Origin of the sequence: Vreelandella massiliensis (genome assembly GCF_900155385.1) — a bacterium.
Lineage (GTDB): Bacteria > Pseudomonadota > Gammaproteobacteria > Pseudomonadales > Halomonadaceae > Vreelandella > Vreelandella massiliensis.
Window position 1 is genome coordinate 40,601 of sequence record NZ_LT699746.1, and the last position, 20,613, is coordinate 61,213.

The following is a 20,613-nucleotide window of genomic DNA, read 5'->3' on the forward strand; positions in this document are numbered from 1 at the left end:
GGCTGATAACGCACCAGATATACATAGTTGGTTCTATTCCGCCCAAATGTCGTGCTGGCGGGTTGCTGTCTTTTCATTTCACCCTCCATGCCCAACTTTGACTGCTTTGAGAGAGCGCCTGTGATGCTTAACGCTCACTCGCTCGTCTTGTTGGAATTGCGCCTCGACAGCAAAACCGGCTTCGCGCAACGCTTCTTCGCCTTCTGGCCCGAAAACGCGGATAATTTCAGCCGGTGAGGTAACGCCCGCTCTCACTTTCTCGACGCCATCCTCAACCATCAGTGGCCACCAGCGCTCGCCGTTCAGAACGCGGTCAATATCGTCTTCATCGGCAAAATAGGCGCATTCCGAAACAATCGTGCGCCCACTGTATCCACTGTGCTGACAGTTGACGCAGCCGTGGCCCTCGCAGACAACGCAGTAGGTACGCACGAGGCGCTGAACCAGTATCGTGCGGAGGATATAGCGTAATTCGTGACCGGCAACGCCAAGGTCGCGCAGGCGGTTAATCGTGCCGAAAATGCTGGATGTGTGAAGCGTGGCAATCATAACGTGGCCGGTTTCCGCGCCTTTCACTGAAATCCGTGCCGTTTCTTCATCCCGCACCTCACCCGCCACGATGATGTCGGGGTCTTGGCGCATGAAGGCTTTAAGGCCACGGTTAAAGTCCAGGCTGACGGCCTCATTGACGTTCACTTGGCCGGTAAAGGGCGTTTTGTATTCCACGGGGTCTTCAATGGTGAAAACCGCACGTTCGATCCGGTCAATCTCCCTGACCGACGAGTTCAACGTTGTGGTTTTACCGGAACCCGTGGGGCCACAGATCAGGCATAGCCCACTTGAGCGGTGAACCCCTTTACGCCATTCGTTGACGTTAGTAATCCCCAAGCTACCGAGTTTGGGTTGAATCGCATCGGGATCGAGCAAGCGCACCACCACGTACTCGCCCATCGTGGCAGGTGAGGTGGCCACACGGAGGTCGATAGTTCGTTTGTGATGCTCAATAAAGAAAGAGCCGTCCTGGGGCTTTCGCCGCTCGGATAAATCCATGTTGGCGCGGTCTTTGATACGCGCAATCAAGACGTGGTATTCGTCCAGATCGCCTTCGTGTAACCACTCCCTCACACCGTCTCGGCGCTGCAAGATGGTGTAACTCTTTTCACGCGGAATAATGTGTAAATCCGAAGCGTTATGGCTGATGGCCTCTTTGAGAAGGGAGTCCACCAGTGTTGAGTCGGTGGTATCCGCCACCGCTGCCACGTCAGCAAGATAATCATCCAGCAGTTCAATAGAGAGCGGCATGAACACCAGCTTGCGACTGTCGTAATACGCAAACTGCTCACGCACCAGATATTCTTCGCTGAGCGTGCCGACATAGAGGTTTTTTTCGGTTTCCGCCATGATCACGGTTTGCGTGTCGAGAAGCAGCTGAGCCGGAATCCCAGGCACCGTGATATGCACGTCGTACAGCAATTCCTCATTGGTTTTCAAGATAATGTCGGTGAGTTCACGCTGACGAATGAAGCCGTTGCGCACTAATATGTGGGAAAAGTCTTCGTGCGTGACTTCGTGCTCTTTCAGCGCGATGTCGATAAAGCGGGTGTCGATAGCGCCCGAATTGGCCAACATCTTGACCAGGGGCGTTTCACGGGTCAGCAAGTTCATAATCGAGACTCCTTGGGGAAAGGCGTGATGGCGTCGTCGTGATAGCTAGTGGTTAAGGTGTCGCGGGGGTGCAGCACACCATTCGGGAATCCCCAGGATCGACATCGGAGCACGACGGAATAGTGCGGCTTCCCGTCGCCTTTTCGTTCATATCGTGACAAACCTTCGTGTCGCCTTCGTCGGCCAGCATTTCAATATAGCCGTCACCAACGCCCCAGCCGCCTTCAGGCCAATCCGTCAAAAATCCCGTATCCACCAGATTGTCGATGGATGTCACCGGCTCTAAATGGGTGGTGCGGTATAGGGATGCCGCCCCTGCTAGTTGTTCGGCTTCATTATTGACTTGATTGATGCGTGCTTGGTGGGCGGAATCGGTATAGGCATCGCCGCCATAGTAGAAAGAGGCCACAGCGAGCAGCGTTACCAATGAAATCGACATGACCGTGATAATGAGTGAAAACATGCCATTAGCTCCTGACAGTCAGTGACAAAAACGGGGCTCAAAAGCCCCGTTTTTGTGTTCCTTAAATCAGCCAATTATTAGGTGCCACTGCCTTTTAACTGGAATTTGGAGTCAGTGCTATTGCATTCAAAGCTCGGATACGGGGCCTCACTATCACTATCATCAGGATCACCGTCGTTGATGTAAGTACAAAGGTCTGTTTCGATGCCAGAAAGGGAAATATCACCGCTACTAATTTCCCAGTCACCCGATGCGTATTCAGAAGGATCAGGCTGAGTTTCTAGGTACTCAGTGGTTAAATCGCTTATGTCCGTTGGTGCTGACATGTTCTCAATGTGGTAAAGGTCAGCAGCACCCTTAATCTGCTGGTATTGATTTACAAGAGCTGTTACTGATGCTTTTCCTGTGCCCTGACTAAAGGCATCACCACCGTAGTAAATCGAGGCCACGGCCAGCGCCCCCACCAGGGCAATCGAGATAATCGTAATAATCAGTGAAAACATACGTGTGCTTCCTCTTTTCAGTGTTGACGGTAAATTTCATCGCTGATGGGCGATAAGTGCGCGCTGAAGTCTCTTACGTCATTCGCTTCCCTCCTTCCCAGCCGACTCAAGACGCATTTCCAGCCCGCCTTCGCAATCGGCCCCCATACAAAAATGCGTTAACTCGTAACCGCTACAGGCGGCAGCGGCAGCACTGGCCAGCTCAACGGGCATTTCGGTGTCTGCGATGCCTTCCGGCGCCACCTCGACGCTATGCCTGCCATCCATAGCGGCGCTAAAACCCATGATGTCCAACTGCTTCACGCAACTATCTGCTGGGGTTTGCGGTAGCTGGGCTAATTCCTCACTCGACATGCGATTGTCGAAGTAGGCAGCGATGGTCTTCATATTTCCAGCCAGTAGAACCCCGCTGCTGATTAACATGATGCCACCAAGTACCCCCATCACTAGGCCAGCGGAGAGCTTGAAAATTGGGTGTTTACTCATGGATAACTGTCTCCGGCGCTTCGCAACGATCTCCCTGACAGCCAATCACGGTTGTCCACTTTAGACCGTCATAAGTCAGGGCGCGGATATACTCATACAGCCCAGGCTCACGGCGGACTTCATCGTTTTCGATGTACTGGCCTGGAATCTCGGTGTATTGCCTGCTCTGCGCCAAAGCAGCCTTTTGGTGCATATCCTCGATGGCCAAGGATTGTTCCATCGTGTCGGCATTGATCACCAAGGCTAATGTCAGCGCGAAGGTGGATGCCCCAATTAAGAAGGAGAAGCCACCGGCTATCAGCACGTTGTTAAACGAGGGGTAGAGCGAGGATGCCTTTTTACTCGGCGGCAGTTCGGTGTAATTCTGGTGTTCATCTTCGGGCAAGAGGCGATAGACAACGCGCCCGCTATTGGCCACGGATAGCTCCCCAAACCGATGCCCTGCGGGTAATACCAGTCGATCTTCGGTTGTGGCGCTTTCAAGGAAAGATAAAATGCCATCCAGGCGGCTACGGCCATCCCCGCCCAGGCAAAGCTCATAAAGCCACCCGTTTTGATAGCGTTTGAGCGCCACAAAAGCGTGTTCATTGATGTGCTCAGGGAAGTGGCGTTCGATATGGCCTTTCAAGTACGAAAACACGTCACGGCGCGACATATTTTCCAGGTGCCCAACCAATCGCAGGATGGGCCACACGCCTTCTTTCACGCCGATAAAGTGCTTCCACTTTTTTAGGATCGTGCTGTCACTCATAAATCGTCACCGTCGGGCGTAGCACAACGAACAAGGAGTTCTGCTGGCGGGAATACTGTTCATCGTCAAGATCGAGGCTTTCCAGCGGCGTCAGCGTATTGCCGTCGGCGGTGATCTGATCATAAGAAATACCGCCAAGGATGACGGTTTCACCGGCCATCAGGCGTGCCGCGTTGCTAAAGGATTGCTCTTGAATATCCGGCTGAGTGAGCTGACCTACTTGGTCGCCTGCGGACAGGTTGATAAATGAAATAATCGACGACATATCGAGGTCGACATTCATTGTTACCAGCCCCGTCTTGTCGTTGTAGTAGGGTGTGATTTCGAGCGTCAGCCCTGTTTCCGCCACATCGGTTTCCGTGCCACCTGTGAGCGTGTCACCTGTGCTGGATACGTCGATTTCACTGACATACGGCGTTGACTGACCACTGCGAATCTTGACGCTATTCGCCGATAAGGTGCGAAGCACAAGGTTCTGTTTGGTTTCAGTCGTCCCATAACGCGAGAGCATGTTAATCAGCCCACGCAGTTCAAAATCACCGCCCAAGTACGCCAGTGATAAATTGCTGCTGTTGACCACACCCGAAATGCGATTGGCCGCCGACGATACAAGGCCGGTTGTGGGGGATGAATTGTCGCCCTCACCCGCCGCAAGCCTGCTACCATCGGCATCGCCACTCTCTCCGCCGCCATCAGGCACACCGCCATTGGGCACACCGTTATTTCCGTTGGATAAGCTGGCGTTGCCGATAGTGGCTTGTAGTGCCGACCAATCCACGCCGGTATTGCGGTCGCGGTCATGGGATACCGATACCACGGCCACTTGAAGGCCGATCATTGCGTTGTTGCGTTCTAGGCGTTCCATATAGTCACGCAAGACATGATCACGCGATGCACCGGAGTTAAACGTGACGGAACCTGCGTCGATAGAAGTCACCACATTGTTCGCGCCCAGTGCTTCTAAATCGCCAGCGACACGCTTTACCAGTTCTTCATCCTGGGGGAGATCAACGTAATACTCGATGCCTTGTCGTGCGAGGATGTAATTTCCCCGTCCCTTGAAAGAGATGTCTGTCATCATGGAGATAACATCGAGAAGTTCGCGCACAGTGCCGTTAAAGCGAGGAAGCCGAAACGTCTGACTGCCCACATCAGCAACATTGCTACGCCTTGCGCCAGCAGTTGCCATTTCAGCAGCGCCCTGAATGGCCGTGACAAGCTGATCGTCTGGCGTGCTCTCACCATCCATAGAAGCAGCAACGGGGTTAGTAGCTCCCTGTTGTGGGGCAGGTGACGCAGAAGCGTTACTCACGGGGATCACATTCACGCCTTCAAGCGCCAGGGCTTCAACCAGGTCATTGATCGACGTTTGGCCGTGAAACTCCAATGCGACATGCTTTTCACCAATGGCATCGGGCACATCCACGGGGCCATGAATGGAAATGCCCTCGCCATCCAAATGATCGAGCATTTGAATCCCTGGCGACGCATTCCAGCTAGACGTGACGCTATCTATGACGGTATTGGTTGTGGTGTCGATGTCTTTATTGCCTTCTTCTACCAGCCCACCCCCTATTTTGCTGGCACAGCCGGTCATCGAAAGCGTGGCCGCTGCGATGGCACCGGCAATAAGCGTTTTTGAGCGTGGTTTAACATTCATTACTTGGAACACGGCGGAATCCTTCTCTCATGGCTTCGGTGGCGTTCTCAAAAGACACGATGCTGGCACCGCTATTACGACGGTCGTGCATATCGTTGTAAGCACGTTCGCATTGCATATCTGCGAAGCGGTCGTTTGCTGGGTCGGCTAATATGGCGGGGGCATCACGCTCTATCGCGGAGGTGTTTTCGGCTTTATTCCTGGCGCGTGGGCGCTCCAAGACGGGATACTCAACACTGCCATCTTGGTGGATATACCAGCGGTCTTTAATGCGCTGCCAACAGAGGTTGTCGACAAGTTCATAGGTGTCCACTTGCTCCAAGTAACAATCCACGGTGGGCTCATAGAGCAAACGACGACCGTTGCCATGTCTCGAAACGATGCTGGAACGCCGAATGATGGCGTCGGTGATTTCGTCTTTATAAATGCGTTCAAGCAAGTGCTGTGGGTAGTGGACGTTTGGGGCGGATGAAGACTCGTTTTCTGAGGGTGATGCGATAGCCCTTTCCTCATTGCTCCCAGGTGGCGCAAACGGGTTGGCGGTTGCAGCGGTACTAAAGGCAACGCTTGCCCCTAATGCCGCCACCAGCGCCACGCCCTGCGTCCTTTTCGGCCAAAAGTGTTTCATGGATAAAACCATCCAGTTCACGTTAGATAAGGACGATTTTACCCAGCAGGGTTATTTGGCCTTGTCGCTGAGGGGGTGATTTTTACGGTTTCACTCGCGTCAAAAATGGTTTTGCCGACGCGATTCTAACGCCCGAAGGGCGGCGTCTTCCCAGCTATCCCCAGGCACCGCATACTGGTGACTGCTCCCCGCCCGCCGCGCTACGCGCTTTGGGCGAGGCTTCCCACTTCTCAGGCCGCTGCCGGCGCGTGACCGGGCTTACGCAGGCCTCCATTGGGCAGAGACCGACAGTCCTTCGGCCTTTAATTTCAAAATACCTTGCTGGCGGATATTGAGCGCGGCGTTGATGTCGCGGTCGATGCCTTGCGTGCCGCAGCCGGAGCAATCCCAAGTGCGAACCTTCAGCGGCATGTCTGCGACCTTGTGGCCACAGCCAGCGCAGGTTTTGGAACTGGCGAACCATTGGTCGATTTTGACCAGATGCTTGCCTTGGGCGTCTGCCTTGTACGCCAGCTTTTGGATCAGGCTATACCAACTGGCATCGGCAATATGTTTCGCCAGCTTGCGGTTTTTCAGCATGTTCTTGACTTTCAGGGTCTCGACCACCACCGCTTGGTTGTCGTCAATGAGTTGTCGAGACAGCTTATGCTGGAAATCAGCACGGGCGTTGGCCAGGCGCTCGTGCGCCTTGGCCAGCTTCAGCCGTGCTTTCGCACGGCCCTTGCTGCCTTTCTGGCAGCGGGAGAGCGCTTTCTGCTTGCGACGTAGGTTGGTACGCGCGCGCTTGAGAAAGCGGGGGTTAGTGGTCTTGTTACCTTCGGAGTCGATGGCGAGGTGTGTCAGCCCCATGTCCACACCCAGCACGGTGTCCACCGTTTGCAGCGGCTTAGGTGCTTCCTCGCCGTCATCAACCAGCACCGAGGCGTAATAATGGCCGGTGGTGGTGCGGGTTAAGGTGATACTTTTCAGTGTGCCGGTTATTTCACGGTGAAGGCGCGCTTTGATCGGCCCGAGCTTGGGTATCTTGATCTCGCCCTCACCGACCTTGATGCCGGTACAGTGATAGCTCGATTGCTTGCCGTGCTTGCGCTTGAACCTGGGGTAGCGGGCTGGCAGCTTGGGGTCAAAGAAGTTCTGGAAAGCCCGATCCAGGTTAATGCAGGCTTGCTGCAAGGCCATCGAGTCGAAGCCTTTAAGCCAATGGTATTGACGCGACTTTTTTGCCACCGCCAGCAACGGCTTGAGGTCTTTTTTCGCGCGGAGTTTGGTGCCATGCCGCTTGTACTGTGATCGGATGATATGCAGCGCCTTGTTGTACACAAACCGCACCGCGCCGAACTGGGCGTTCAAAAACGCTGCCTGCTCAGGGGTTGGATAAATGCGAACTTTGGTGGCTTTCAACATGGCATCGGGCTTGTTAAGCTGTATGTATATCCATAATATTCGATAAAGGGCGAAGATCAACCCCAGCAGCGCTTACGCGCTGCCCGCTTTCCTCCCCGCCCGATTGGGCGAGGGTTCTCGCGGATTTTTGCTGAAACCCTAAATCCGTCTCCTTCACGCCCTAAATATGTCCCCTTGAAACCCTAAATCCGTCCCCTTAAATTCCAAAAAAAATTTCTATTTCAATTACTTAAAACCGCCGAAAAGGAAAAAGGAAAAAGGAAAAAGTGTTGCTGTTTAGCCAGCTGCTTTTGGCGCTTGGGCGTAGCCGTCGGATCAAGTGCTTCACTTGGCGGTTCGGTTTTACGTTCACGCAACAGCTTCTCGTAGGGCAGCAAACTGTTCGCACTCAGACGCTACCTGGTGATGCTGAAGAAACTGGGAGAACGACCAAGCCCGTGACATCCACGAAAGGCGGTATTCGATATAGAAGACCAGCATCGACCGGCTTTCACTGCCGAGCAGATAGAAATCGCGCTCTAACTGGGTGTGCTTTGGTGGCGCCGCGTGCTGGCGCAGACGATGGGCAATGGCATCGCATATATCGTCGTCACCGAGGAAAACCATTTCGGCACCAGGACGCTTGGCAACCCGCATGGCCCCGTGGGAAGTACGGAAGTGTGCAATCCAGGCGTCGTTATCCCCTTGGAAAGCATCGACATCGAGGGTTAATCCAAAAAGCTGATCCAGGTGAACGGCATCGTCGTATTCGTCGACAGGTGCTAACAGATACTTCGCTACCCGATGACTCAGTGTGATCGTGGTCTGATTGAACATCAGTGGATGCCACAAGCGAAACGTCACCGCGCTACCGGCGACATGTTCGCAGAGCAAATGATGATCACGGGGTACGTTGGTGTTGGCGTCGAGCCTGAAGCACTCTTTTGCCGTCACGATCTCGCCTACCTGGTAAGGCCGGTCAACCAAGGGCTTTTTGCCCGACTTTTCGATTGAGAAGCGATGGCGAATTTCGGCGATCTGAGGATGATCAGAAGGTACGCTGTTAAGCGTGCGTACTTGCTTGGTGGATAGCTTGATTGCCTCGTCGACCTGAAGGCGGTTGTCGATGACCAGCGGATTCGTACCGCCGAGCACTTTCACGCACAGCAAGTAGGTGTTGGCAGGGATGGTCTGCTGCTTGGTTTCCAGCGCGACAGAGGTGATAAAGCCGTCGTATTTGCGGATAGGCATCGTGATCTCCTGGTAGGGATTGCGTTAGTTGCTACCAAGTTATCACTGGGTTTAGATCGACCAAGCGAGCGCAAGTCGGGATTTTTGGGGTAATGTTAGACCTGAGTGACCATTTTAATGTTTGTTGAACGAAATGTTTGCGGCTGATCCGCAAGTAAGTAGGCGGTATGCTCCCTTCAGGAGCATTGCGGTTTCATCATTTTTGACCTCCTCCCCTTCCTCAGCTTCTTAGGAAGCTGCCGCCTGCGGCGGAAAGGAAGGGGATTCCCTGGTTGTCGCCTTCCAGGTTCCTGCTTCGTAGCCCGTTGCCCTTGGTGGTAACACCTCGGGTCTTACACAAGCTCCACAGGCTTAACCTCCCGTGAGCCCCACGGTAGTCGTCTTTTCATGCTGCCGGAGCTTGTCAGCACCGACCAGAATGGCTTTGCCCGATTGCAGAATGTTGCGGGCGGCGTTCACGTCGCGGTCGATGCCTTGGGTGCCACAGCGTGGGCAATCCCAGGTACGGACGTTGAGCGGCATCTTCTCAGTGATGTGGCCACATTGAAAACAGCGTTTCGAGCTGGGATACCACTTGTCGATCTGGACGAAATCGCGCTCGTACCGTTCGGCCTTGTACGCCAGTTGTTGGGTAAGCTGATGCCAACCCACGTCGCTGATGGCTTTGGCCAGTGAGCGGTTTTTGACCATATTCTTAATTTGCAAACTCTCGGCAGCAATGACTTGGTTCTCGTGAATAAGCTGCGTGGAGAGTTTATGGGTGGCGTCGCGGCGCTGATCGGCCAGCTTGGCATGTACCCTGGCCACCCGATGCCGCGCTTTGGCGCGGTTCTGCGAGCCTTTCTGTTTGCGCGACAGGTTCCGTTGTGCCCGCGCCAGCTTGCGCTCGGTACGACGGAGAAAGCGCGGGTTGGGGATTTTGTCGCCGTGACTGGTGATGACGCGGTGCGTCAGCCCCAGGTCGATACCGACCATCTTCGGTGTCACGGGCAGCGGTGTGGCCGCTTCTTCCACCAAAAAGCTGACGTGGTAACGGCCAGCGGTGTCACAGCTTACTGTGATGCTGCTCGGTGTGCCGGAAAAATACCGACTCCAGCGGATATCGAGTGGGGCTTTTTGCTTGGCGAGCCACAGCTTGCCGTCGCGCCAGCGAAAGCCGTTGGCCATGTAGGTGGCCGACTGTTTGCGCTGTTTTTTCTTGAAGGTGGGGTATCGCGCCTGGCCTTTGAAGAAGTTGGAGAAGGCGCGGTCGAGATGCCGGAGCGACTGTTGCAAGCAGACGTTGGACACCTCGGCCAGAAAGGCGGTGTCAGGCTGTTTTTTGAGGGCGGTGAGCGCTTTGGCGGTGGCGCTGTACCCCATGCGCTCCTGTCGCTCAAACCACGCATCGGTGCGCTGACGCAGGAAATGATTGTAAACGTACCGCACACAGCCAAACGTCCGGGCAAGCTGGTCAGCTTGCTCGGGCGTGGGATAGAACCGATAACGGTAGGCACGGTGTACGGTCGTCATGGTTAAAATTTAACGTGGTAAATTTAGTATGTCAACTAAGAGGCGCTGCGCGCCTCGCACTATCCTGCCTCGGCCTAAAAGGCCGAGGTTTGACGCGCATTTTGATCAAGCTAGGGAGAGCCCTGATGGCAAAATTACTTGATCACGAAGCACCGTTCGTTGAGGCGGCGAAAGAGCAGCTGAAAGCGGAGCGGCCCCATATCAGCAATCCCGTCTTTATCGCCTTTGTCGTCTGGCTTCCAGACTCCGACGAGTTTCTAAACACCTACCACAAAAACAGTGATGCAACGGCTTACCAGTGGGCAAAGGGTGTCCCTGGCATGGCGCGTCGGTTTTCTCGTCTAAAGAAAGCTCAGTCGATAGTGGATGAAAAGGAACAAGCCGTCGTGGCTGTTTTATTGGAGACTGCAAAGCAATACGCAGTGGTTCCTATTGAGTAGATCGACCCTCACCGTCAGGTGAGAGCCCACCGTCGTCAAGCCTTTTAGCTCGCGGCCTGAATGGCACCAAAGAGCGTTTTATCGTGTTGTTTCTCGATGTCGATATGGCCCCTAAACACCCACTCTTGGGCAATTTTGGCCCAATGCGGCTGACTTAACCCAATTGGGTGTCGTCTTGTCGCCTCGTCGGCAATGCCTTCCACGACCTTGGCGGGTAACTTCACGCTCAAACCGCCCTGCTCCGCCCATACCGAAGCATGGTCTTCTCCCACAAAGAGCCTCATACGCTTGCCTCGTTGGCTAGTGTGGATCGCCAACGTCGCTGCGTCCTGTGATCCATCAAAGCGGATTGCAGGCATTGTGTCGGTTAGGCGGAATTGGCATATACGCATTAGCAGCTGACTCCTACAAAGCTAAGATATGGTTTTATTTTGCGCTGGTCATACCATGCCAGAACATCCATTTTTACCTAGTCCGTGCGAAAAGATGCTCTCCTAGAAATTTCCTCTCGGTCGTAGATCGGATACCAGAAATGGTGGGTCATATTGTAGCGCTCAGCAGCAGGCGGGAGAGAGTCGATTACGCCGTCTGCATACCCTTCCTCGCGGAGCATCGTGCGAGTACAACACCACTCCGGCGCAGGTGCGAAGCGAAGCCAATACTCTTGCTTGATCTCGTCAAGCTGACTTTTAGCAAACAACGCGCGAGCCGAACGCGGCCCCACAAACGCCGCTACGGGCGTTAGCAGGCGACGAATCCACTTCTCATTGGGAAACCAGTTCATCGTCGCCAGGTGATCGGGAATGTCTCGGTTCCGGTGATAGATGGCCTGAATCTCAACGCCAGCCGCATAGCATTCGGGAGGTAGGTTGTCGGGCAGCCCCAGAAACACCGCCGCTAACTTCGCCTGTGCCTGGTCGGAAGGCAACTGAGACAACCAGTGGCGGGAAGCCGTTTGGCGAAGGAAGAAACGCTGTATTAGCCGCTTGGAGTGCTTTTGGGCAGACCACCAGCGCGTTGCCCGCGCCTCACTGATACGTCGCTCATACTGTTCCAGAGCGCGATTGGCAGCATATAGCGCGTCGGCCCGACGATCCGCCGCCAGACGGCACGCATCGACCTCGGCGCGGTAGGACGCGGAGCCGGTGAGATAGTGCCAAACGGCGCGGCACGCCAGAGCATCGCTGAGGGCTCGATGGGCGGTGCCTTGCCAATCATGGCCGACATAACGCGCTGCCATGTCGAGCGGCTGCCAACGGTAATTGCCGTGATAGTCGCTGTATTCGCCATATTCCACGGCAAAGGCCACCATGCAGCACTCCACCTGGGCAATAGCGTTGGCTGCAACATCGGGCAGAAACCCCATATCGAAAACGGCGTTGTAAATCACGAGGCGGGCACCGGAGATAGCCGCCACTACATCCGGTAATACGTCTTCCAGCGTCGGGGCGCCCCGCACATCACTGGGCTCTATGCCATGTATCCGCTGCGCCTTCTGCCACTGCTTACGGCGCTGAGGGCGAATCAAGGTATTAACCAGTGCATTGCCTTGGTCATCTACGATGGCGATTTCCAGCAACTCGTCACGGCCAGGGTCAAGGCCGGTGGTTTCGGTATCCAAGTAGACAGTCTTCACTTAGCACCTCCGAAATGGGGCCGGTTTCAAGCATTTAATCCGAAGCCGTAAACACCAAAAAGCCTTTAAAAAATATCGCGGATCGCTTGGTCGATAAAAAACCCATGATAGCTTGGTAGTAAATGAAGCCAAAAATCCCTTTTATGGCATATAAAACAGATACTTATACCGATAATACAGGTTTTCGACATGCCGGTTGATCGACATGCCGGTAAAGGATGCTTTCGGTCGGATTCAGCGATGTTTCACTAGGAGATAGCACTATGGCAGAAGTTCAACAAGCACAGGAGCAAGAGGCTGTTTTGCCCAATGGAGGTGACTGTTTCATCGCGGCTGCCAATTTGGTCACAGCAGGCGGGATTAGCCAAAACAGCGCCTTAAACGGTGTGGCGGATGTAACGCTAGTGCATGGCGTGGTAACAGGCCAAGGCCCAGTTGAGGGTATCCAGTTCAGCCATGCCTGGATTGAGGGCGTAAAAGACGGCCAGCCAGTCGTGATCGACACTTCTAACGGTGGCTGCTTCATTGGCCCGCCGGAGCTCTATTACTTGTTGGGTAATATCGACGCTGAGCAGCTATGCCGATATACGCCGCAAGCGGCACGCGAAAAGCTCCTTGATCACAAGCATTTTGGCCCTTGGGAGGGGGCTGCCGAGCAGATCGGCCTTTAATGGCCTTGCCAGAGAAAGAAGGAGGTGTTTCAGCACTTATTCGCAAACACGAAAAAGCCCGCACTGTGGGAGCAGAACGGGCATACCGCAACGTATGAATACGTGGAGGATACGATGCAGTCAACGAAGCATATCACGATTCCCGCTATGTCGGGAGCCGACTTTACAGGCTTTCTTAACGTCTTACGCGCTTTGACAAGTCAGGGTTGGTCACTGGAATCCGTCGAGTCACACAACGCTTTCTCAATGGCGCTAAGGGCCGGTAAGACCACGCCTGCGTGACTCAGTAGAAAATCAGACTTCACAAGCACGAAGGCGCGTTCATCGCTGATAGCGTTGGCCGCGCCCTTTTCTGCCTTTCTGCCATTTGGAGTGCCAGATATGCCTATCTCACGCGCCTCGGCAACGAAGCTCAAGCGCGATCACCTGCCCTATACCACCGTGCCTAACGCGACAATTGACCGTATCGGCAACCCTGACGCCTTGGCTATATGGGTGCATCTTCAAACCAAGCCGACCGGCTGGACAGTACGACCCACCGAGCTGCGCAAACGCTTCAGCCTGGGTCGCAATCGTTTCTCTAATGCGATGAATGAGCTTAAAGCGCTAGGGCTGATTACCCAGGAGCCCTTGCGCGGTGAATCCGGTCAACTTGCAGGCACGGTTTTGCATGTGCATTACAAGGTCGACGACGAACTAGACGACGACTATCCGTTAGCATCGGAGGATGAAACAGTCCCCAGGATGCCCGCTGATGATGCCAAGGCCCAAAACCCTGCCTCAGCCCAGACGGATCACGCCGCCCACCAGGAAGAAGATTTGCTAGGTGTGGTGCCGACCGAGAATCAGCGCTTAGAGGAAGCATTTGAGGTCTTTTATAACGCAGGACTGCCCAAGAAAAAGCGCAAGTACGCACAAAAAGCCTTTGAGCGTGCCGCGAAGCGCCAGCCCGACCCGATGCCGTTTGCGGAAATGCTCGCCGCCAATATCCAGACGCGACTTCTTGCCGGTGAAGTGGGCTTTGCCCAACTCCACCCCAGCACTTACTTAAATCAAGAGCGCTGGCTTGATGAAATCAACGAAGATGGGGCGCTTTCGAGCCTGCATGGCTGTCCTGACAAGGCGCTATACGACCTTTTCGGCGAGGTGATGCGAGAACAAAACCTGCCCCAGAAAGCCCCCACCCAAGGCTTCGACATTTTCCGTGGTAGTCGTGCCCATCAAGACATGCTGGCGCGTTGGGACAAGCTCTTTAATACCCGAAACCCCAAAGGCCGCGTGCGTTACGACGATACGGAAAGCGGCCTGCGTTTTTGGCGCTATGCGTTTGAAGTGGTGGCGAAAAAGCAAAACTTTCGCCAAAGCGACGTGACGATCAGCAACTTCTTCCACCCCGATGTGTTTCATCGGGCGATTGAGGGCACCTTACGGCAACACGGAGCAGCACGATAATGGATTCCATGCCCACCACCACGCACATGCCCGATGATACGAACGAGGTCATCACACACGAACTGATCTACCTGGAAACGCAGGTGATTGGTGCCTGCCTGCTGAATAACGGACACATAGCGCAGGCTCATTTGGAACCCCAGCACTTCACTCAGGCGCAGTGCAGTCTCGCTTGGTCGGCGATTTTGAGTTTGTTTCACGAAGGCAAAGTGGCCGACCTTGTGGCGGTGACGGCAGCAGCCCCACACCTTGAAGTGGCGATGCTGGCCGAAGCGCAGCGAAACTCGATCCAGCCAAATAGCGAGCAAATCAAAGGCTGGGGCGACGCCATGCGCCAGCAACACTACGTCCGGCAGACACGCCAGCAGGTACAGCGACTAGCGGTTCAAGCAGGGTCGATGAAAAGTGCGGAAGCGCTGCAAGACGCGATCCAAGACCTAGCGATGAACTCGCTACAGCAAGACAAGAGTGCTGAGCGCCCCACGATGGAAGATCACTTCAAGGGGATCGTCGATCATCTCGATGACCTGATGAACGGCAACGCCCACCCCATCGGCCTCTCTTGTGGTGTCACCGACTTCGATAAACTCACCGACGGTTTGCATCCGACAGAACTTATTATCGTCGCTGGGCGCCCAGGTATGGGCAAGTCAGCTTTTGCTAGCCAGATCAGCCAGCTCGCCGCGCTCGATGGGAAGCGATCTGCCTTTTTCACGTTGGAAATGAGCGCGGAAGAAGTGTCCAAGCGCCAACTCGTCAATCAGGCGCGAGTGCATAACAACGTCCTCAAGTACCCTGCTGACCACACGCATGAGTTGAACTTGCTTGGCCCTGCCATCAACGCACTCAAAGGCATGGATCAGGTCGTGATCGACGACGTTTTCGACATCGAGGATGTGATTCAAGAGTGCTATCGGCTGCACGCACAGCGCCCTCTTGATCTTGTCGTCGTGGACTACCTACAGCTGCTCGGCAGTCGTGATCCCAAGATTGCGAGCCAAAGCAAACATCACGAAGTGGCCTATTACAGCCGTGCGCTCAAGCGCCTGGCGATGACGCTGCGCATCCCTGTCGTGGCGCTATCGCAACTTAACCGTGGCGTCGAACAGCGCCCCGACAAGCGCCCGCTCATGTCCGATCTCAAAGAGTCGGGCAATATCGAGCAAGATGCCAATAAAATCATCATGCTGTATCGAGACGAGGTGTATGACGAGCACTCGGAAGCGCGGGGCATGTGCGAGTTAATCTTGCGTAAGAAACGCGACGGGGAGTTAGGCACGGTGCTGGCCTCATGCCTGATGCAGCACTACCTGTTTGCCGACCTGGATCACCAGGCTATGCAGCAGTATTACGCTAGCGGGTCGAGTGCGAAAGCGGGTAACTATGGCAGCACCGTTGGCGGATCAGGAGCCGTATATTCGGCGGACGCCGCAGACGGCGTGCTTTAGGGGGGGCACGGCTGCATGACAACGCTGAAAAAAGGCGCTTTTAGGGCTTGGTCGCTTGAAAAGCCGTGAGACAGTAAAGATATCCATACACGACACAGGAGAGAGACATGGCAGCTTGCACCCACGCGCACAAAACCTACACCACCGCTTTCGAGATTGTTGATATGGACACTTGGGATGGCCATTCACCGGATCATATCGCCATCGAGGTATCACGCGCAGACGTGGAAAACTGGCTATTTCTGGCAGGTTTTGCCAAGCAACAAAACCTTGCTTCTATGGAGCGCTTCGATTTTCGGTGTGAGTTTCTGTTTGACGCAGGCGACGACGCCGACGCCCCCTTCCGCGCCGACATGCAGCGCCTTGTCATCGACGACACAGACGCCTTCTTTGCTGGCGAGCAGAAGCACAATCCGTCCGGCCTCTGGCAAAGCGGCAGGCTGTCGCTGAAACAACTGGCCAGCGACTTCGGCTTTGCCGCCGATCACCTTTAACGCCAAAGCACACTGCTTACTGGCTCGCCAGTATTGCGCTGACGAGTCAACCCCGAAAAAAACCAGCGAGGAACGATCATGGATTTTCTCGCCAATCCCCTTCCAGCCGCGATGACGCACGATGCAGAGCTGTTCGCCGAATACGCCCAGAAAGTCGTGGAGGGCTTGGACATCGAGGATTTGATGGATGCCGTTAAGGAAAGCATCGAGCTGCGTCTGGCCGACCTGCCTGTATCCGAGGCGCTGGAAGAAATCGACGAGTCCGAATACAGCGCGACGTTGGCCGAACCGATAGCAGCAGCGTACACGCGAAACGACCTCACGTTGTGACCACCACTTAACGCCCACTTTGCCACTGACAGACCAGGGATAACCCCATGTCTATGTTTCTGATTCGCGCCTTCGCAACACAAGTCTCTTGCCAGAGCCTCGCCGAACTCGGCGGGGTATTGCACCGCGATTTTGTAGGCCAATCGGTCACTGTGCAGTTTGATCGTCCTAGCGGGCTGCGTCATGTCGCGTTTGTCGATGTCAACGAGAGCGGACTGGTCAGTAGTTACGGCGCACCGCTGCCCGCCGAGCTGGCACCCTTGGCTGCCACCAAGCGCACTTATGTTGGCTGAGAAAGCAACATCCACGGGAAGCTGCGTTTAACGAATATCGAAATCGAGCGTCACTCGACAAATTCAGCCCAGCGCTCCACTTCATCGCTGCCATGCTCGTCTTTCCAGGCGCGGATCGTCTTATGATTACCCCCTCTGGTTTCGACTACATGGTTGGTATGCGGATTAGTGTAACGCTTTAAGCGACGTTTTTTTCGACCGTCTTCTTTTTGCGGGGCGGCCTTATTATAATTGGGATCAAGCAACTGAATTACCTCTTTGGGCTTCTTGTCGTATTTCTCCATTAGGGAGAGCAAGTCGTCCTTAAAGGCTAGCTCTGTTTGAAGTCGGTCATCTTGTTTAAGGGAGTCCAGTTCCTTTTGAAGCTGGTCGAGTTGTTGCTGCTTGGTCAAATATTTGGATAAGACTGACATACTAGCGACCTCATATTTATTGAATATCCCTAGCATGTTAATGAAGTTGTCAGCATAAATAAAGGCACTTATGAATTGAGTTTTAATACCGACGGGATAACCCGTTAAGGCTCTCCTAGTGCTAGGTTAATCTGTCTCTCTTTTCGCGTTCGTGGCGACAATTTCAACTCTTGTTCGGCTTTCATTTGCCGGACATTGGCAGCCTTGATTTCAGATACCAGTTTATCGCTTGGATATAAAACAAATTCCGCATCCACAATGGCCGGTCGTCCGCCTTTCGGGGGTTTTTTCTTAATTAAATGCTTTTCATAGCCCGCTAGTGTGCCATCCGCCTTTAAGCGCTTAATCTCTTTTTCCAAATACGCCACACCATCGGAAGTGCGTGCGAAGTTAAGCCCGCTCGTTGTTTCCCTTAGATGGCTAAACAGAACTTTCAGCGGTGCCGTGGGAGATAGGTTGGATGTAAAAATGAGTCGCTTTACAAGCGTAATCCCGTAGCTACGCCGAGAATGTAGCCGCGACAAGTCGTACTGCCGATATTGGGCGGATTCGATGGCCTTGGCCACAACACTATGAAAAAACACACGCCATCGTGCTTCGGGCGCGTGGCGTGCATTGCCTGTCACGGACGCGGCCTGGTATTCGGAGATGATGCGGCTACGGGCAACTGCCTTGCCATTTTCGGATTCCAGCAAAAACTCGGACGAGGTGAGAATGTCGATAGCCGACACTATCTGATAGTGATTATAGCTGTGGCCCATCGCTTCCAGTTCGCGCTTGAGTTGCCGTATGGAAAACACCACGCCATAGCGCCGTTCGCCCTGTTGTCGATCACACACGCCGTTTCGGTCTGAAGCCAGCTTCATTAGGGCTAGCTCTACCGCTTCTTCTTTAACCCCAGGATAGCGCCGAACCCACACCTCTTGCTTTACGGTATAGTCTCGACAGGTGCCTGGAAACTGTGTGAAGTCGAACCGTTGCCCCATATAAGAGAATTGAGACTTAATGGCCGTTGGCAACTCGTCCTGGTCATTGGCGCTCTCATTCACGTATTTGGGCAGCCAATCCCAGAATACGACGGCATTTGAAATCGACTGTCGATCTGCACTTTGATTGTAGAGAAACGACTGAAAGACGGTGAGCGGCAAGCGCTCCGCATCCACGGCAGCTGTGGGTAGCGGTATCTCGTCTGGGCCATACAGCGTGCCCGTCTGTTTGCTGGTATCCATACGTTTTATTGCCCTGCTTTATTGTGGTGGCAGCGTATCGGATTTTGACCGCGAAGGGTGGTTGCTGCGACTCGCAAAACTCAGTGCTTTTCACGCTTAAATGGCGCCTGTGCCTCACCTAAGACACCGCAAGACCTTAAAAACGCTTGAAGGTGGTTGCTGTAGCTCGCAAAACTCCCCTCTTTTTCTACCTGCCGCGTACAAAGCACCGCTGGGTGAGTGGTTGCTGTGGCTCGCAGAACTTGGCAAGTCACCTCAACGCTAGCTTTAGCCACTACACTTCACCAATACCCTTTCAAGGGTGGTTGCTGTGACTCGCAAAAGGTGGTTGCTGTGGCTCGCAGAACTCAAAAATCAGCCTCAAGTGGAAAGATAGAAAGGAGTTATCCACAAAAACCCGACATAGAGGTGGTTGCTGGGGCTCGCAATACCCGATCTGGGTGGTTGCTGTGGCTCGCAAAACACCCCACAAGACACTTTCCCTCCCTGCAAAGGTGGTTGCTATGGCTCGCAATACTCAACGGTACTGATTGCTGCGACTCGCAAAAGGCGGTTGCTGTGACTCGCAAAACTCCCCTTCTTCTCCCATATTTTCAGATACTTAACCATTCGCTTCTTTTTATCCCTTCTCCTTATATTCCCTTACCAAATAGCGCGTAAAGCATCGCCCAATCGGGCGGTGATACAAGCGCGCACCGCGCAGCGGTGCCTGTATTGATGTTGCCACCAACCCCTGATATTTTCTCAGTATGACAAAACGTGCCTACAAAGAGCGGTTCTATCCTACTTCCGAACAGGCTGAGCTATTAGCGCAGTCGTTTGGGTGTGCCCGTTTTGTCTGGAACAATACCTTGGCTTATCGCACCGAGGCGTATAAGCAGCGCGGCGAGTCGGTATCGCATTCAGCAGCGGAAAAGCGGCTGGTGGGCTTGAAGGCAGAGTTTCCGTGGCTCAAGGACGTATCGAGCGTGATCCTGCAGCAAACGCTCCGAGATCAGAAAGCCGCCTTCGACAATTTCTTCAATCCCAAGCTCAAGGCGCGGTATCCGCGCTTCAAGCGCAAGGATGGCCGGCAGTCGATCCGGTTGACCAAAGCGGCCTTTCGCTATCGGGATGGCGAGATCACCATCGCCAAGACCCGGACGCCGCTACCCATCCGGTGGAGTCGGCCACTGCCCTCTGCACCCTCTACCATCACGCTTTCATGCGATCGGGCAGGCCGCTACTTCATCAGCTGCCTGTGCGAGTTCACACCGCAAGCGCTACCGATCACGCCCAAGACCGTGGGGATTGATCTTGGGCTGACTGACCTGTTCATCACCAGCGACGGCGTAAAATCCGGCAATCCGCGCCATTTGAAGCGTTATGAGGCTAAGCTCGCCTTTCTGCAACGCCGGCTGGCGAAGAAGCAAAAAGGCTCAAAAAACCGCGCCAAAGCCAAGCAGAAAGTGGCGCGGCTACATGCCAAAATCGCGGATTGCCGCCGTGATGCCGCCCACAAAGCGACCCGAACCTTGATTAACGAAAACCAAGTGCTGTGTATCGAGTCGCTGAACATCGCGGGCATGGTCAAGAACCGTCATTTGGCAAAAGCCATCAGCGATGCAGGGTGGGGTGAGTTCGTCCGCCAGTTGGACTATAAGGCCACCTGGGCGGGGCGGCAGGTGGTAAAAGTCAGTCAGTGGTTCCCCAGCAGCAAACGGTGCCATGGCTGCGGCCACAAGGTCGAGAAGCTGCCGCTGTCGCAACGTCATTGGCACTGTCAAGGCTGTGGCGAACCCATCGACCGCGACATCAACGCGGCCAACAATATCAAAACCGCCGGGCTGGCGGGGTTCGCCTGTGGAGCGACCGGAGCGGGGGCAGCGGCCTAGCCGCTGCCTAGTGAAGGCGTGTGGAAGCAGG

At 54.4% G+C, this 20,613-nt stretch carries 22 protein-coding genes; 8 read left to right on the forward strand and 14 right to left on the reverse strand.

What is annotated here, in order from left to right; translation table 11 throughout:
* Positions 1-78: 78 nt before the first annotated feature.
* The 10 genes from BQ9846_RS14730 to BQ9846_RS14775 form a co-directional block, all read right to left on the reverse strand.
* On the reverse strand, positions 79-1,665 hold the full coding sequence (locus BQ9846_RS14730; RefSeq protein WP_075881808.1) for a GspE/PulE family protein: 1,587 nt from the start codon (positions 1,663-1,665) through the stop codon (positions 79-81).
* A 52-nt stretch (positions 1,666-1,717) separates the two neighbouring features.
* Complete coding sequence (locus BQ9846_RS14735; RefSeq protein ID WP_075881809.1) at positions 1,718-2,128, reverse strand: hypothetical protein; 411 nt, start codon at positions 2,126-2,128, stop codon at positions 1,718-1,720.
* Positions 2,129-2,205: 77 nt separating this feature from the next.
* Positions 2,206-2,631: a hypothetical protein gene (locus BQ9846_RS14740; RefSeq protein WP_075881810.1), complete on the reverse strand. Its 426-nt coding sequence runs from the start codon at positions 2,629-2,631 to the stop codon at positions 2,206-2,208.
* Positions 2,632-2,709: 78 nt separating this feature from the next.
* Entirely contained in the window at positions 2,710-3,117 is a 408-nt protein-coding gene (locus tag BQ9846_RS14745) for a hypothetical protein (protein ID WP_075881811.1), read from the reverse strand.
* Positions 3,110-3,868 carry a hypothetical protein gene (locus BQ9846_RS14750; RefSeq protein ID WP_075881812.1) on the reverse strand — a complete coding sequence of 253 codons (759 nt, stop codon included), beginning with the start codon at positions 3,866-3,868 and terminating at the stop codon, positions 3,110-3,112. The genes BQ9846_RS14745 and BQ9846_RS14750 overlap by 8 nt, the downstream gene beginning before the upstream one ends.
* Complete coding sequence (locus BQ9846_RS14755; RefSeq protein ID WP_144049462.1) at positions 3,861-5,540, reverse strand: type II secretion system protein GspD; 1,680 nt, start codon at positions 5,538-5,540, stop codon at positions 3,861-3,863. Before BQ9846_RS14755 ends, BQ9846_RS14750 begins: the two co-directional genes overlap by 8 nt.
* Positions 5,518-6,156: a hypothetical protein gene (locus BQ9846_RS14760; RefSeq protein WP_075881814.1), complete on the reverse strand. Its 639-nt coding sequence runs from the start codon at positions 6,154-6,156 to the stop codon at positions 5,518-5,520. The genes BQ9846_RS14755 and BQ9846_RS14760 overlap by 23 nt, the downstream gene beginning before the upstream one ends.
* A gap of 258 nt (positions 6,157-6,414) precedes the next feature.
* Complete coding sequence (locus BQ9846_RS14765; protein WP_075881815.1) at positions 6,415-7,560, reverse strand: RNA-guided endonuclease InsQ/TnpB family protein; 1,146 nt, start codon at positions 7,558-7,560, stop codon at positions 6,415-6,417.
* A 348-nt stretch (positions 7,561-7,908) separates the two neighbouring features.
* Positions 7,909-8,790 carry a hypothetical protein gene (locus tag BQ9846_RS14770; RefSeq protein ID WP_075881816.1) on the reverse strand — a complete coding sequence of 294 codons (882 nt, stop codon included), beginning with the start codon at positions 8,788-8,790 and terminating at the stop codon, positions 7,909-7,911.
* Between the two features lie 351 nt (positions 8,791-9,141).
* A complete protein-coding gene (locus BQ9846_RS14775) occupies positions 9,142-10,302 on the reverse strand; it encodes an RNA-guided endonuclease TnpB family protein (RefSeq protein WP_075881817.1) in 1,161 nt (386 codons plus the stop codon).
* A gap of 125 nt (positions 10,303-10,427) precedes the next feature.
* On the opposite strand from BQ9846_RS14775, the gene BQ9846_RS14780 reads away from it, so the two are divergent.
* A complete protein-coding gene (locus BQ9846_RS14780; RefSeq protein WP_075881818.1) occupies positions 10,428-10,742 on the forward strand; it encodes a hypothetical protein in 315 nt (104 codons plus the stop codon).
* 44 nt (positions 10,743-10,786) lie between these two features.
* Here the strand turns inward: BQ9846_RS14780 and BQ9846_RS14785 are convergent, their stop codons facing one another.
* Both BQ9846_RS14785 and BQ9846_RS14790 read right to left on the reverse strand, forming a co-directional pair.
* The gene (locus BQ9846_RS14785; RefSeq protein WP_144049463.1) at positions 10,787-11,026 is read right to left on the reverse strand and encodes a hypothetical protein; all 240 of its coding nucleotides are present in this window, start codon (positions 11,024-11,026) and stop codon (positions 10,787-10,789) included.
* Between the two features lie 185 nt (positions 11,027-11,211).
* Complete coding sequence (locus BQ9846_RS14790) at positions 11,212-12,378, reverse strand: 3'-5' exonuclease (RefSeq protein ID WP_075881820.1); 1,167 nt, start codon at positions 12,376-12,378, stop codon at positions 11,212-11,214.
* A gap of 263 nt (positions 12,379-12,641) precedes the next feature.
* On the opposite strand from BQ9846_RS14790, the gene BQ9846_RS14795 reads away from it, so the two are divergent.
* The 6 genes from BQ9846_RS14795 to BQ9846_RS14825 all read left to right on the forward strand — a co-directional run bounded on the left by BQ9846_RS14795 (position 12,642) and on the right by BQ9846_RS14825 (position 17,066).
* Positions 12,642-13,049, forward strand: coding sequence for a hypothetical protein (locus BQ9846_RS14795; RefSeq protein WP_075881821.1), 408 nt, complete (start codon positions 12,642-12,644; stop codon positions 13,047-13,049).
* A gap of 381 nt (positions 13,050-13,430) precedes the next feature.
* The gene (locus tag BQ9846_RS14805) at positions 13,431-14,501 is read left to right on the forward strand and encodes a hypothetical protein (protein WP_075881823.1); all 1,071 of its coding nucleotides are present in this window, start codon (positions 13,431-13,433) and stop codon (positions 14,499-14,501) included.
* The gene (locus BQ9846_RS14810) at positions 14,501-15,949 is read left to right on the forward strand and encodes a replicative DNA helicase (protein WP_075881824.1); all 1,449 of its coding nucleotides are present in this window, start codon (positions 14,501-14,503) and stop codon (positions 15,947-15,949) included. Before BQ9846_RS14805 ends, BQ9846_RS14810 begins: the two co-directional genes overlap by 1 nt.
* A 107-nt stretch (positions 15,950-16,056) precedes the next feature.
* On the forward strand, positions 16,057-16,443 hold the full coding sequence (locus tag BQ9846_RS14815; RefSeq protein ID WP_075881825.1) for a hypothetical protein: 387 nt from the start codon (positions 16,057-16,059) through the stop codon (positions 16,441-16,443).
* 78 nt (positions 16,444-16,521) lie between these two features.
* A complete protein-coding gene (locus BQ9846_RS14820) occupies positions 16,522-16,773 on the forward strand; it encodes a DUF7326 family protein (protein WP_075881826.1) in 252 nt (83 codons plus the stop codon).
* Between the two features lie 47 nt (positions 16,774-16,820).
* Complete coding sequence (locus BQ9846_RS14825) at positions 16,821-17,066, forward strand: hypothetical protein (RefSeq protein ID WP_075881827.1); 246 nt, start codon at positions 16,821-16,823, stop codon at positions 17,064-17,066.
* A gap of 50 nt (positions 17,067-17,116) precedes the next feature.
* Here the strand turns inward: BQ9846_RS14825 and BQ9846_RS14830 are convergent, their stop codons facing one another.
* Together BQ9846_RS14830 and BQ9846_RS14835 are read right to left on the reverse strand one after the other, a co-directional pair.
* Positions 17,117-17,479, reverse strand: coding sequence for a histone-like nucleoid-structuring protein, MvaT/MvaU family (locus BQ9846_RS14830; protein WP_075881828.1), 363 nt, complete (start codon positions 17,477-17,479; stop codon positions 17,117-17,119).
* Positions 17,480-17,583: 104 nt separating this feature from the next.
* The gene (locus tag BQ9846_RS14835) at positions 17,584-18,708 is read right to left on the reverse strand and encodes a hypothetical protein (RefSeq protein ID WP_075881829.1); all 1,125 of its coding nucleotides are present in this window, start codon (positions 18,706-18,708) and stop codon (positions 17,584-17,586) included.
* Between the two features lie 749 nt (positions 18,709-19,457).
* On the opposite strand from BQ9846_RS14835, the gene BQ9846_RS14840 reads away from it, so the two are divergent.
* On the forward strand, positions 19,458-20,582 hold the full coding sequence (locus BQ9846_RS14840; RefSeq protein ID WP_075881830.1) for an RNA-guided endonuclease InsQ/TnpB family protein: 1,125 nt from the start codon (positions 19,458-19,460) through the stop codon (positions 20,580-20,582).
* The last annotated feature ends 31 nt before the right edge of the window (positions 20,583-20,613 follow it).